The organism is Buchnera aphidicola (Pterocomma populeum) (genome assembly GCF_049314985.1).
Classification (GTDB): Bacteria; Pseudomonadota; Gammaproteobacteria; order Enterobacterales; family Enterobacteriaceae; genus Buchnera; species Buchnera aphidicola_BQ.
In genome coordinates, this window is record NZ_CP186013.1 from 32624 (window position 1) to 47532 (window position 14909).

General features: G+C 23.5%; 14 protein-coding genes. 11 read left to right on the forward strand and 3 right to left on the reverse strand.

The annotated features are described in order from the left end of the window. Positions 1-59 precede the first annotated feature (59 nt). Entirely contained in the window at positions 60-686 is a 627-nt protein-coding gene (locus ACOI1G_RS00175; RefSeq protein WP_422667333.1) for a DsbA family protein, read from the forward strand. A 128-nt stretch (positions 687-814) separates the two neighbouring features. Next, a complete protein-coding gene (locus tag ACOI1G_RS00180; protein WP_422667606.1) occupies positions 815-1681 on the forward strand; it encodes a 5'-3' exonuclease in 867 nt (288 codons plus the stop codon). 21 nt (positions 1682-1702) lie between these two features. Here ACOI1G_RS00180 and yihA read toward each other — a convergent pair whose 3' ends face one another. Next, entirely contained in the window at positions 1703-2317 is a 615-nt protein-coding gene (gene yihA / locus ACOI1G_RS00185; protein WP_422667334.1) for a ribosome biogenesis GTP-binding protein YihA/YsxC, read from the reverse strand. 239 nt (positions 2318-2556) lie between these two features. Between yihA and typA the strand changes: the two genes are divergently transcribed. Beyond that, entirely contained in the window at positions 2557-4377 is a 1821-nt protein-coding gene (gene typA, locus ACOI1G_RS00190; protein WP_422667335.1) for a translational GTPase TypA, read from the forward strand. 106 nt (positions 4378-4483) lie between these two features. On the opposite strand, the gene gmk is transcribed toward typA, so the two are convergent. Beyond that, the gene (gmk, locus tag ACOI1G_RS00195; protein WP_422667336.1) at positions 4484-5107 is read right to left on the reverse strand and encodes a guanylate kinase; all 624 of its coding nucleotides are present in this window, start codon (positions 5105-5107) and stop codon (positions 4484-4486) included. 85 nt (positions 5108-5192) lie between these two features. Then, positions 5193-6152: a tRNA-modifying protein YgfZ gene (ygfZ, locus tag ACOI1G_RS00200; RefSeq protein ID WP_422667337.1), complete on the reverse strand. Its 960-nt coding sequence runs from the start codon at positions 6150-6152 to the stop codon at positions 5193-5195. A 178-nt stretch (positions 6153-6330) separates the two neighbouring features. Between ygfZ and prfB the strand changes: the two genes are divergently transcribed. The 8 genes from prfB to corC all read left to right on the forward strand — a co-directional run bounded on the left by prfB (position 6331) and on the right by corC (position 14802). Continuing rightward, positions 6331-7429, forward strand: a protein-coding gene (gene prfB, locus ACOI1G_RS00205; RefSeq protein ID WP_422667338.1) for a peptide chain release factor 2 whose coding sequence is annotated in 2 segments (ribosomal slippage) — positions 6331-6405 and positions 6407-7429 — 1098 coding nt in all. Because the reading frame shifts where the segments join, the coding sequence is not laid out codon by codon here. A 2-nt stretch (positions 7430-7431) separates the two neighbouring features. Next, entirely contained in the window at positions 7432-8931 is a 1500-nt protein-coding gene (lysS, locus tag ACOI1G_RS00210) for a lysine--tRNA ligase (RefSeq protein WP_422667339.1), read from the forward strand. An 83-nt stretch (positions 8932-9014) separates the two neighbouring features. Then, positions 9015-10259, forward strand: coding sequence for a diaminopimelate decarboxylase (lysA, locus tag ACOI1G_RS00215; RefSeq protein ID WP_422667340.1), 1245 nt, complete (start codon positions 9015-9017; stop codon positions 10257-10259). 51 nt (positions 10260-10310) lie between these two features. Beyond that, a complete protein-coding gene (gene lgt / locus ACOI1G_RS00220; protein ID WP_422667341.1) occupies positions 10311-11213 on the forward strand; it encodes a prolipoprotein diacylglyceryl transferase in 903 nt (300 codons plus the stop codon). After that, on the forward strand, positions 11176-11970 hold the full coding sequence (thyA, locus tag ACOI1G_RS00225; protein ID WP_422667342.1) for a thymidylate synthase: 795 nt from the start codon (positions 11176-11178) through the stop codon (positions 11968-11970). Before lgt ends, thyA begins: the two co-directional genes overlap by 38 nt. 84 nt (positions 11971-12054) lie before the next feature. Then, positions 12055-13377, forward strand: a complete 1323-nt coding sequence (miaB, locus tag ACOI1G_RS00230) for a tRNA (N6-isopentenyl adenosine(37)-C2)-methylthiotransferase MiaB (RefSeq protein ID WP_422667343.1) — start codon at positions 12055-12057, stop codon at positions 13375-13377. 162 nt (positions 13378-13539) lie between these two features. Continuing rightward, positions 13540-13842: an rRNA maturation RNase YbeY gene (ybeY, locus tag ACOI1G_RS00235; protein ID WP_422667344.1), complete on the forward strand. Its 303-nt coding sequence runs from the start codon at positions 13540-13542 to the stop codon at positions 13840-13842. A 90-nt stretch (positions 13843-13932) separates the two neighbouring features. After that, on the forward strand, positions 13933-14802 hold the full coding sequence (gene corC / locus ACOI1G_RS00240; protein ID WP_422667345.1) for a CNNM family magnesium/cobalt transport protein CorC: 870 nt from the start codon (positions 13933-13935) through the stop codon (positions 14800-14802). Positions 14803-14909: the final 107 nt, after the last annotated feature.

Here is a 14909-nt window from a genome sequence, read left to right on the forward strand (position 1 = left end):
TCTTATGAATACAGAAATTGTATTTTAAAATAATAAAATGATATAAAAAAAGGAGAAAAATGAAAAAAATATTGATTATTTTATTGAGTATAATTTTTTTATATAATTCATATGCTTTCGCATTAAATAAACCGTTAGAATACCATCAATTAAACCAAAAAATATCAAATGCACCAAAAATTATGCATTTCTTTTCATTTTTTTGTCCATATTGTTATTTATTTGAAAAAAAATATCATATAACAGACTTTATGAAAAATAACCTTGAAAAAAAAAATCATTTTATTTCATATCACCTATCTTTTAAAAATGACCCATTAAGTATTCTACTAACAAAAATTTGGATTATAGCGCAAATAATAGGTGTTGAAGATAAAATTATCATTCCTTTTTTTAAAGCTATACAAGAAACACATACTATTCATAATGAAGATCACATTAAATCATTATTTATTAAAGAAACAAATATTAATAAAAAAAAATATGATCAGTTATGGAATAGTTTTAGTATTAATATGATATTACAAAAAAACATACAAAATGTAAATAAAATGAAAATCGACTATATTCCTACAATTATTATAAATGGACAATATATACTTGATAATTATTTTTTAGAAAAATATTTTCAAGAAAATCATTCTAAAAAATATATACAGATGATTCAATCATTAATAAAAAAATAAAATATTCTACATAATATTAATTTTTATATTTAGCAGATTATTAATATAATTTTTTATTTAATACTATACTTTTATATTTTTAATGTTTACACTTAATATTATTAAATATGAAATCTAATTCATTTCAAATGTTGTATATTAAAAAAAAACCAATTCTTATTATAGATGGTAGTTTATATCTTTATCGTGCCTATTATGCATTTCCACAATATATTGATACAACAGGTAATCCAACTGGTGCAATATATGGAATGCTCAAGATGCTATATACACTTTTAAAAAAGTATAATCATACTTCCAATATGATCATTATTTTTGATGAATCAAAAAAAACATTTAGAACAACTTTATTTCCAGACTATAAAAAAAATAGACCACACATGCCAAAATTACTATCAATTCAAATACAACCTCTAATAAAAAAAATAAAAAAAATTGGTATTAAAACACTATCTATTCCAGGAATAGAAGCTGATGATATTATTGGCAGTTTATCTCATAAATTAGAAAATGCTGGAGAAAAAGTACTTATTGTTAGTCATGATAAAGATATGTTACAACTTGTTACAGATAATATTTATGTTCTTCAAAAAATCAATTATCCTATTATCAAACCAGATTATATTCAAAAAGAATATGGAATTAATCCAAAAGAATTTATTGATTTATTAGCATTAATGGGAGATTCTTCTGATAATATTCCTGGTGTTCCTAAAATAGGAAAAAAAACAGCATTATCTTTATTACATACTTTTAATAACCTTGAAAATATCTATAAAAATATTGAAAAAATTGAAAATTTGCCTATTCGTAACATAAAAAATATTATACAAGAATTAAAAAAAAATAAAAAAATAGCTTTTCTTTCTTATAAATTAGCAAAAATACAAATTCATCTTGATATTCAAATTACTATTAAAGATATGATAATCAATCATTATTATAAAAAAAATTTTTTTTATTTTTTTAAAAAATTTTATCTAGAAAATAAATAAATATATTTTTTAAAAATAAAATTAATTTGAATAATAAATTTTATTATACCAAATATTAAGAATCTTTCTTAATGTATTCGTTCCAATACCGTGTGTAGAAGAAAAAATAACTATCTGAAAAGTATCTATTATAGAACGTATTTTTTTTTGAACTATATCAAATTGAATTTTTTGTTTGCTTATTGTTAATTTATCGCACTTATTTAATACAATTATAAGAAAATATTTTTTTTGTATTATTAAATTAAGAATTTTATAGTCTAGTATTTTTAAAGGATGTCTGATATCCATAACAAGTACTATTCCTTGTAATAAATCGCGTTTTTCTAAATAATCATATAATGTTTTTTGCCATTTCAATTTAACTGCTTCAGGAGCATTAGAATATCCATATCCAGGTAAATCGACTATTCTAAATTTAGAACTTACTTCAAAAAAATTAATTAATTGAGTTCTTCCAGGCATTTTACTAAAACGAGCTAATTTTTTTTGATTCGTTAAAGAATTAATAATACTAGATTTTCCAGCATTAGAATACCCGATAAGTGCAATTTCAATACCATAATAATGTGGAATATCAATAATATTAGAAAAACTTTTTAAAAAATTAGTTTTATTGTAATCAAATACGTGCATATTTTAACCCTTACTATAAAAAATTATTTAATTTTAAATATTATCAATTCTTTATTATTAATACTTATCATTATAATACATTCTATCATATTTCCAAATCATTCTAAAATATTGTACTAATAATAAAATCTGAATAATTTTTAGATTATTATCATTGTAAATTGTAAACTATATTATCCTTAAAAAATAATATCTCTTAATTAATAAAAAATATTTTTAATACTAAAAAAGGAAATAAAATGCATCAAAAAATAAGAAATATTGCCATCATAGCACATGTTGATCATGGAAAAACAACTTTACTAGATCAATTACTTCAACAATCTGGAACATTTCAAGAACATGAAGAAAAAACAGAACGCATTATGGATTCTAATGACTTAGAAAAAGAACGTGGAATTACTATTTTATCAAAAAACACTTCCATACAATGGGATGGATATAAAATTAATATCGTTGATACTCCTGGACATGCTGATTTTGGAGGAGAAGTAGAAAGAGTTATGTCTATGGTAGATTCAGTTTTATTAATAGTAGATGCATTAGATGGACCAATGCCTCAGACAAGATTTGTAACTAAAATAGCATTTAAATATGGTTTAAAACCAATTGTTGTAATTAATAAAATTGATAGACAAAATTGTCGTCCTGATTGGGTAGTAGATCAAGTATTCGATTTATTTGTTAATCTTAACGCCACAGATATGCAATTGGATTTTCCTATTATATATACTTCTGCTATTTTAGGAACATCAGGAATAAATTATCTTCAAATGCAAGATAATATGAAACCTTTATATGATGCTATTATTAAGCATGTACCTGCGCCAAAAGTAGACATTCATGAAAAATTTCAAATGCAAATTTCACAACTTGACTATAGCAACTACTTGGGTGTGATAGGAATTGGAAGAATTAAACAAGGTTTTATACAACCTAATGATCAAGTAACTATTATTAATAATAAAGACAATCAAAAAAATGGAAAAATTAATAAAGTATTACACTATGTAGGGTTAAAACGACAAGAAATACAAAAAGGACAAGCAGGAGATATTATTGCTATTACTGGTTTAGATAAAATCAAAATTTCTGATACTATATGCCATCCAGAAAATGTAAAGCCTCTTCCAGAACTAAGTATAGATGAACCAACAGTTAATATGTTTTTTTCAGTTAATACATCTCCATTTTCAGGTAAAGAAGGAAAATATATTACATCACGTCAAATTTTAGAACGATTAAAAAAAGAAACAATACATAATGTTGCTTTACAAGTTCAAGAAACTCAAAATGCAAATATTTTTTCTGTTTCTGGACGCGGAGAATTACATTTAGCTATATTAATTGAAAATATGAGACGTGAAGGTTTTGAATTGGAAGTATCTCGACCAAGAATAATTATTCGAGAATTAAATGGAATTAAAGAAGAGCCTTTTGAACATGTTATTTTAGACATCGAAGATAAACATCAAGGAAATGTAATGAAATTTATTGGTGAAAGAAAAGGTGATCTAAAAAATATGATAATGGATACAAAAAATAGAGTTCGTCTTGAATATATTCTAACAAGCCGAGCATTAATTGGTTTTCGTACAGAATTTATGAGTATTACTTCTGGTACTGGGCTTTTTTATTCATCTTTTAGCCATTATGATCAATTTCAAAAATATGATATTGGACAAAGAAAAAATGGCGTTTTAATTTCTAATGGTATGGGTATGGCAGTAGGATTTGCATTATTTAATCTACAGGAAAGAGGAAAATTATTTTTAGGACATGGTGCACAAGTCTATGAAGGTCAAATTATTGGATTGCATCATCGTTCTAATGATTTAACTGTAAATTGTTTAACTGGTAAAAAGTTAACAAATATGCGAGCTTCTGGGACAGACGAAGCAATATCATTAACTACTGCTATTAATTTAACATTAGAAGACGCTTTAAGTTTTATTAATGATGATGAATTAGTAGAAATTACACCAAATTCAATACGATTACGAAAACGTTATTTAACTGAAAATGAAAGAAAACGCGCTTATAGAAAAAAAATATCATAATACTGAATTAAACTAATATCCTATAAAAATATTTAAAAAATATTATATAATTCTATCTCAAAATAGAATTATATAAAACTAATCTAAATAAAATATTATTATGATATTAGTTTTTTAACAAAGTAGAAATGAGCTGTGAATATTTATATTTTTGATAAAATACACTTAAACGCTCTGCAATAACAATATTTTTTAAATCATGAACAGCTTGATTAAAATTATCATTAATAATCAAATAATCATATTCTATATAATGACGCATTTCTTCTATAGATTTTTCCATTCTTTTTTTAATTATTATATCACTATCCTGACCTCTCGATCTTAATCTTTTGTACAAATCCTCTCTAGATGGAGGTAATATAAAAATACTCTTTGATTCTGGTATTTTATAACGAATTTGTTTTGCTCCTTGCCAATCAATATCTAAAAAAACATCAATTCCAGAAATTAACATCTTTTCAATTGTATGCCGTGCTGTTCCGTAATAATGATTAAATACTTGAGCATATTCTAAAAAATATTTATTGCGAATCATAAATTTAAATTCTGGATGTGAAATAAAATGATAATGCTTTCCATTATATTCACCTGGTCGTATTATTCGAGTAGTATGTGAAATAGACACTTCTATATTACATAGTAATTTTTCTTTTAATAATTTTTGAATTAAACTTGATTTTCCTGTTCCACTAGCAGCCGAAATAATAAAAAGAATGCCTTGAGCCATGATATTATTCAATATAAATTCTAAGTATTTATAATATAAACATATTTTAAAAATAAAAACACTTTAATATAATTATTTGAAATATTTAATTTTTTATAAAAAAAATATTTTTAAATGAATCAATTCGGAAAAGACTATTCTGACAAATAAAACGATCTAAAACGACTTGTATCCATATTTCATTAATATTAACACAAACAAAAGCAATTAATATTCCAATTCTATACCATTTTTTTTCTATTTTTACTTCAATTAATGATCCAATCTTAGGTGAAATATTACCTTTACCTATTAAATAACATAAATAACGTTTATTTAAATTTTTAAAATATATTCGCGATATTATTTCTTGCCCATAATAACACCCTTTATAAAAATTTATAGCTTTAAGTTTATCTAAATTAATTGCTTGAGGAAAAAATTTATCAGAAGATATATGATCAATAATTGGAAACCCAGATTCAATATCTAATAATAACCATTGCTTGCTATTATTTAAAAGAGCATATTTTTCTATTTTATTTTTTAATAAAATAGCATTATCAAAAGACAATACCAATAAAAATCTTTCTATTGGATTATTAAACCATAATATTATTGTTCCATTTTCAATACTTATAGGATAAATAATATTTGGTATTTTTTTAAAATAATAAGATAATATTACTCTTGCATTTAATCCAGATAAACCTAATAAACAAATATTATTCTTTTTTTTAATTGTAACACTGGAAAAAATAGAATATTTCTGTAACTCTTTTATTTGTTTATCAGCAACACTAGCACGTTCAATATAAGCATAATATTTTTTATAATGAAACAAATACATAGTACTCCATACTTTTCCATTAAAATTACAATGCGCACATAATGTATAATGTTTTTTTTTCAATTGCAAGATATCTATTGTTAATTGATCTTGTAGATATTTTTTACTATCTTGACCTTCCACTGTAATAAACGACCAGTCCTCAAGAGTCATTAATGTTAAAGGTAATTTTGATGAAGAATAAACAATATTTGATGAAAAATTAAAAAATGACATGTATTCTCCTAAAAAATATTTTTATTATATTTTTAAATAATAAAATTAATTAGTATATATAATAATATTAAGATAACTAAAAAATAAAAATTTTTAATTATACAGTAAACATTTTTTCCAATAAAATAAATTAAAAATCATTTAAATTTTATATTAAAAATAAGAGAATTCTTTCCAAATGCTGCACAAAAAAAATATCACTAATCAAATTAATCATTTTATAAAACGTATAAAAAATTTAAAGAGGTATCTTTGACTATAATAAAAAAGAAATACGTCTACAAGAAATTAATTTTGAATTATCATTACCAGAAACATGGAAAATAAAAAAATCTGTTCATATATTAAATAAGGAAAAATCCATACTATATTCTATTGTTTACAATATTCATGAAATAGAAAAAAAAATTAAAGAAACAAATTTTTATTTACAATTATCTATGGAAGAAAAAGATAATACGCTACTTCAAGATATTATGATAGAAATAAAAAAAATTGAAATCAATATTAATAAACTAGAATTTTATTGTATGTTTTCAAAAAAAAATGACAATTCTAATTGCTATATCGACATACAATCAGGTTCAGGTGGAACAGAAGCTCAAGATTGGGCCTATATACTATTTAGAATGTATTTAAAATGGGCTGATAAAAAAAAATTTAAAACAGAAATTATTGAAGAATCTCCTGGAGAAAAAGTCGGCATTAAATCAGCTACTATCAAAATATCTGGAGAATATGCCTTTGGATGGTTGCGAACTGAAACAGGAGTCCACCGTTTAATTAGAAAAAGTCCTTTTGATTCTGGAAATCGTCGACATACTTCTTTTAGTTCTACTTTTGTATATCCAGATATAGATAATTCAATTGATATTAATATTTCTTTATCTGATTTAAGAATTGATGTCTATCGCGCTTCTGGATCAGGAGGGCAACATGTAAATAAAACTGAATCTGCTGTACGCATTACACATTTACCTACTAATCTTGTCACTCAGTGTCAAAGTAATCGTTCACAACATAAAAATAAAGAACAAGCCATTAAACAAATGCAAGCAAAATTATATGCAATACAACAAAAAAAACAACAAGATGAAAAAAAAATATTAGAACAAGATAAATCTGATATAACTTGGGGAAGTCAAATACGATCATATATACTAGATATTTCTAAAATAAAAGATCTTCGTACTGGTGTTGAAACAAATGATATACAATCTGTATTAAATGGTAATTTAGATGAATTTATAGAAAAAAGCTTAAAAATGGGATTATAAAAATGATTAAAAAAAACAACACTATTATATCAAATGACGAAGAAAATATAAGAAAAATAAAACTAACTGAAATGAAAAAAAATGGTTTTTCTTTTCCTAATGACTTTAAACAAAATATTACATTAAAAGAAATACGAATAAAATATCAAAAAAAAGATTTAATAGAATTAAAACAATTAAATATATATTGCGCTGTTTCTGGTCGAATGATACAAAAACGTATTATGGGAAAAGCATCTTTTTTTACGTTGCAAAATATGGAAGAAACTATACAACTATATATCAAAGAAGAAAATAATTCTTATTTCAATAATAATAAAAATTATAAAAAATGGGATATTGGAGATATTTTAAGCGCAACAGGTACGTTATTTAAGACTAAAACAGGAGAATTATCAATTTTTTGCACAAAAGTAAATATTTTAACAAAATCTTTAAAACCTCTTCCAGGTAAATTTCACGGTTTATCAAATCAAGAAAAAAGATATAGAAAAAGATATTTAGATTTAATTAGCAATAAAAAATTATTTTATATTTTTAAAAAAAGATCTGATATTATTATGAATATAAGAAATTTTATGATTCAAAATGAATTTTTAGAAGTAGAAACTCCTATGCTACAAAATATACCTGGTGGAGCTACTGCTCGTCCATTTACTACATATCATAACGAACTAGATATGAAAATGTATTTGAGAATTGCTCCAGAATTATACCTTAAGCAATTAATTATTGGTGGATTTCAACGTATTTTTGAATTAAATAGAAATTTTCGAAACGAAGGTATTTCAACACGACATAATCCAGAATTTACTATGATGGAAGCATATATAGCTTATTCTGATTATAAAGATATGATGCATATCATAGAAAAATTATGTCAATATATATCTATATCTCTCTTTAAAAAAAAAATAATCCCATATAATGAATACTTAATTAATTTTGAAATTCCTTTTTCTAAATTAAGTATGACTGATGCTATTTTAAAATTCAATCAGACCATTCATATAGATGATTTAAATAATCTAAAAAAAATAAAACAAATTGCGCAAAAAAATGGAATTGATGTTGATCCACAATGGAAAATTGGAAAAATAAAAAATGAAATTTTTGAAAAAACTGTAGAAAAAAAACTAATTCAACCTACGTTTATAACTCACTATCCAGTAGATGTTTCACCATTAGCAAGACGTAATAATACTGATTCTAATGTTACTGATAGATTTGAATTTTTTATTGCAGGATATGAAATAGCAAATGGATTTTCGGAATTAAATGATGTTGATGATCAAAAAAATAGATTTTTAAATCAAATTAATATGTTAAATCATGAATCTGAGAAAGAAATATTTTATGATAAAAACTATATAGAAGCACTAAAATATGGATTACCACCTACATCCGGAATGGGAATAGGAATCGATCGTTTGATTATGATTTTTACTAATCAAATAAATATTCGTGATGTTATTTTATTTCCAACACTACGTTCAATATAAGAAATATATAAAATTATTTAATATCCTCTCATAATATACTAATTTAGAGAAAATAATATTTATTTTAATAAAGAGATATAATAATGCCACAATTACTTAATAATAATAACAATCTAAATATAAAAAACATAAAATTATTAATTCAAAAATATAAATCTCCATTTTGGATTTATGATGCAGACATTATCTTAAAAAAAATTCATCTATTAAAAGAATTTGATATTATTCGATTTGCACAAAAAGCTTGTTCTAATACTCACATATTACGTTTAATGAAAAAAAATAATGTCAAAATAGATGCCGTCTCATTAGGGGAAATTGAAAGAGCTTTATTTTCTGGTTTTAATCCACAAAATGGAGAAATTATTTTTACAGCAGATATTTTAGATGATGATACTTTGTCTAAAGTAGTAGATTTCAAAATTCCTGTAAATGCCGGATCTTTAGATATGCTAGAACAATTAGGAAAAAAATCTCCAGGTCATCATGTATGGTTAAGAATTAATCCTAAATTCGGTTATGGACATAGTAAAAAAACAAATACTGGTGGAGAAAATAGTAAACATGGAATATGGGAGCCAAATTTAGCTTTGCCTATTATAAAAAAATATCATTTAAAATTAATAGGACTTCATATGCATATTGGTTCAGGTGTTAATTTTGACCATTTACAAAAAGTTTGCCAATCAATGATTGATAACGCTCTTCTAATAAATCAAAAAATATCTTTTATTTCTGCCGGTGGAGGACTGCCAATACCTTATACATTTGATGATCAACCAATCGATATCAATCAATATTTTAAAGTATGGAACATCGCGAGAAAAAAAATATCAACATTATTAAATACAAACATTAAATTAGAAATTGAACCAGGAAGGTTTTTAGTTGCAGAATCAGGCATGCTGATTACGCAAGTAAGAACAGTAAAAAAAATGGGAAAAAATAATTTTGTTTTAATTAATGCAGGATTTAATGATTTAATGCGACCGACTATGTATGGTAGTTACCATTATATTTCTATCATCCCTGGAAATAATAGAAAAATTAATGAAAAAAAAACAATTGATACAATTATAGCTGGACCATTATGTGAATCAGGTGACATTTTCACACAACAAGAAGATGGAACAATACAAAAAAGAAGATTACCTATCATAGAAATAGGAGATTATTTAATTTTTCATGATACCGGAGCGTATGGTGCTTCTATGTCGTCTAATTATAACACTAGACCACTGATTCCTGAAATATTATTAAATAAGCATCAATTTAAAGTTATTAGAAGACGTCAAACAATTCAAGAAATATTAAATTTAGAAAAATAAAAATTAATATCATTTAATTATTTTTTTAAAAAAAGGATTATATTTTTATATATGTATATAAATTTTCCTAATTTCAATCCTATTATTTTTTCCATTGGACCTATATCCGCACATTGGTATGGATTAATGTATATTATTAGTTTTCTATTTGCGATATGGTTTGGAAATAAAAACAATATAAATAAAAATAATCTATGGAATAAACAAGATATTAACAAATTATTTTATTCTGTTTTTTTAGGAGTCTGTATTGGAGGGCGTATTGGATATATTATTTTTTACAATTTTTCATATTTTTCTAAAAATATATTATCTATATTTAAAACATGGGAAGGTGGAATGTCATTTCATGGAGGATTACTAGGAGCTATAATCGTAATTTTTTATTTTTCTTTAAAATATAAAAAAAAATTTCTAGAAATATCTGATTTTCTCATACCATTAGTTCCTTTTGGTTTAGCAGCTGGAAGATTAGGTAATTTTATTAATGGTGAATTATGGGGAAGAGTAGCACCAAATATATCATATGCTATGTTATTTCCAAATTCTATATATGAAGATTTAAAATTTATCAAAAAAAATCCACAATTACAACCATTATTAGAAAAATATGGAGCATTACCACGACATCCTTCCCAATTATATGAGTTTTTTCTAGAAGGTATTGTATTATTTATAATAATTTATTTATTTAATAGAAAAAAAAGACCAATAGGCAGTATAAGTGGTCTATTTTTAATTTTATACGGTACATTTAGAATAACGATCGAATTTTTTAGAGAACCAGATCCGCAAATTGGATTATTAAATAATATAATTACTATGGGTCAAATATTATCTATACCTATGATTATTATAGGAATAATTATTGTAATTAAATCGGTTTATAATACTCACATTAAGTGGTTTATAAAAAATGAAACAATACATAACATTAATAAAAAATATTATTAAAAATGGAAATTTAAAAAAAGATCGAACCGGTACAGGAACATTGTCTATTTTTAGTTATCATATGAAATTTAATTTAAAAAAAGGATTACCATTATTAACAACAAAAAAATGTCATATACCATCTATTGTTCATGAATTATTATGGTTTCTCAGGGGTGATACTAACATAAAATATTTAAATGAAAATAATATATCAATTTGGAATGAATGGGCTGATAAAAATGGAAATTTAGGTCCAATATATGGAAAACAATGGAGATCTTGGGATACATCAAATGGAATACAAATTGATCAAATAAAAAATATAATTAATCAATTAAAAAATGAACCTAATTCTCGTAGAATATTAGTATCTAGTTGGAATGTTAGTGACATTAAAAAAATGGCTTTACCACCTTGTCATGTACTATTTCAATTTTATGTTAGCAAAAAAACCTTAAGCTGTCAGTTATATCAACGGTCATGTGATGTATTTCTTGGATTACCATTTAATATTGCAAGTTATTCAATTTTTATGCATATGATTGCACAACAATGTAATTTACACGTAGGAAATTTCTTTTGGACTGGAGGTGATGTACATTTATATAAAAATCATATTCAATTAGCTAAACAACAAATTAATAGAATACCTAGAACTCTTCCAAAATTACTAATTACACGAAAACCTGATTCATTATTTCATTATACTATTAAAGATTTCCAAATTTTAGGATATAATCCATATCCTACTATCAAAGCTAAAATATCTATTTAACATATAAGTTTAAATTATAATAATAATATTATTTCAATAATAATTTTAGCATATTTTACATCAACTGATATTTAATAAAAAATTATGAAAACTGTCTATATTAAAACATGGGGTTGTCAAATGAATGAATATGATTCATCCATGATAACCAATTTATTAGAAAATAAATATAATTATAAAATTTCTCATATTCCAGAAAAATCTGATATTTTAATTTTAAATACTTGCTCAATAAGAGAAAAAGCACAAGAAAAAGTATTTCATCAATTAGGAAGATGGAAAAAAATTAAAAATAAAAATCCAAATATTATTATTGCTGTAGGAGGTTGTGTTGCAACTCAAGAAGGTCAAGAAATATTTAAAAGAGCTAACTATGTAAATATTATATTTGGACCGCAAACATTACATAAATTACCAAAGATGATTCAAGGCATTAAAAAATCTGATGATTCAATAATAGACATTAGTTTTCCAAAATTAGAAAAATTTAAAAATATATTTTACAATAAACAAAAAGGATATACAGCTTCAGTATCTATTATGGAAGGATGCAATAAATATTGTTCATTTTGTGTTGTTCCTTATACAAGAGGTCAAGAAATTAGCCGACCATGCGATGATATTTTATTTGAAATATCATTATTAGCAGAAAATGGTATTCGTGAAATTAATTTGTTAGGACAAAATGTAAATGCATATCAAGGGCCTACTTTCAATAAAAAAATTTGTTATTTTTCAGAATTATTACGATTAGTTTCAGAAATTGATGGAATTGATAGAATTCGATTTACTACAAGTAATCCTTTAGAATTTACTGATGATATTATTGATGTTTATACTGATACTCCAAAATTAGTTAGTTTTCTTCATTTACCATTACAAAGTGGTTCCGATAAAATATTAAAATTAATGAAACGCTCATATACAACACAAGAGTATGAAAACATTATTCATAAATTAATCAATGCTCGACCTAATATTCAAATTAGTTCTGATTTTATTGTAGGCTTTCCAGGAGAATCTCAAGAAGATTTTCAAAAAACTATAGATTTTATTAAAAAAATTAATTTTGATATGAGCTTTAGTTTTATTTATTCACATCGTCCAGGTACACCTGCATCAGAAATGATTGATGATACTAAATATAATGAGAAAAAAAAACGTTTATTAATTTTACAAAACACTATTAATAGACAAACTATGATATGGAGCCAAAAAATGTTAGGCAGCATACAATCTATTCTTGTAGAAGGAGTATCTACAAAAAATATTATGGAATTATCTGGTCGTACAGAAAATAATAGAATTGTTACTTTTAAAGGGTCACCAAAAATGATTGGAAAATTTATATTATTAAAAATTACTGAAGCACATACTCACACATTAAAAGGTCAAATAATTGAATAACATTATGAAAAAAATTATTTTATATATTCAAAAAAAATGTCGTAATAAAAAATCTATACCTAAAAAAATAGATTTTAAAAAATGGATAACAAAAGTATTATATAAAAAAAAAATAATAATATTATTACTATCCGTATAGTAGATGAAGAAGAAATAAAAAAATTGAACTTTTTATACAGAGGATATAATTATTCAACAAATATTTTATCTTTTAGATATAATCAATTAATAAAAAAAAACTATATACTATTAGGTGATCTCATCATATGTAAAAATATTATTGAACAAGAAGCTATCAAATATAAAAAAAATCTACATTCTCGATGGGCTCATATGATTATACATGGAACATTACATTTAATCGGCTATGATCATAAAACAAAAAAAGAAAAAGACAAAATGGAAAAAATAGAAAATGAGATTATGTTATATTTTAATTATTCAATGCCTTATCTTATAACATAAATATTAATATTTTATAAAAATCATTTAAAATTATAGAATTCTACCATAGAATAGTAAAACGTATTCAAAAAAAAATAAAAAATAAAAATTATGAGTGATAATTCTTCACAAAATGACGATAAAATCAATAGAAAAGGTTTTTTTTCTATTTTATTAAATCACATATTTCATGATGAACCTAAAAATAGAGAAGAACTATTAGAATTAATTCGTGATGCAGAACAAAATGAATTAATTGATCAAGATACATGTGATATGCTTGAAGGAGTAATGCATATTGCAAAAAAAAGAATTAAAGATATTATGATTCCTAGAACACAAATGATAACACTAAAGTTACATTTTAATTTAAAAAAATGTCTTGATATCATTATTGAATCTGCACATTCTCGATTTCCTGTTATGAGTAGTGATAAAAATTATGTTGAAGGTTTTTTAATTGCTAAAGATTTACTGCCTTTAATGAAAGAATCAACAAATATTTTTTGTATTAAAACAATATTACGACCTGTCGTTGTTGTTCCAGAAAGTAAATACGTTGATACCATGTTAAAAGAATTTCGTTTAAAAAAAAATCATATGGCAGTAGTAATTGATGAATTTGGTGCTGTTTCAGGATTAGTTACTATAGAAGATATACTAGAACTTATTGTAGGTGAAATTGATGATGAATATGATAATAAAGAAAAATTTAATATTCGAAAATTACATAAATCTACATTTGCCATTAAAGCATTAACAGAAATTAAAGAATTTAATGATACTTTTAATACTAATTTTAGCAATTCTGAAGTAGATACTATTGGTGGATTAGTTATGAAAGCATTTGGACATCTACCAAGCTATGGTGATACTATTACTATTCATGATTATACTTTTAAAATTTCTATCGCAGATAGTCGTAAAGTAATACAATTACACGTTACTGTTCCAGAAAAAAATACTATCTTAAAAAAATAAAATATTACTTCTAATATTATTATTTATATGAAAATAATCTATAAAATATGATAATTATCAATATATAATTATACATTTTATTTATTTTTTATTTGATAAATTCCTAT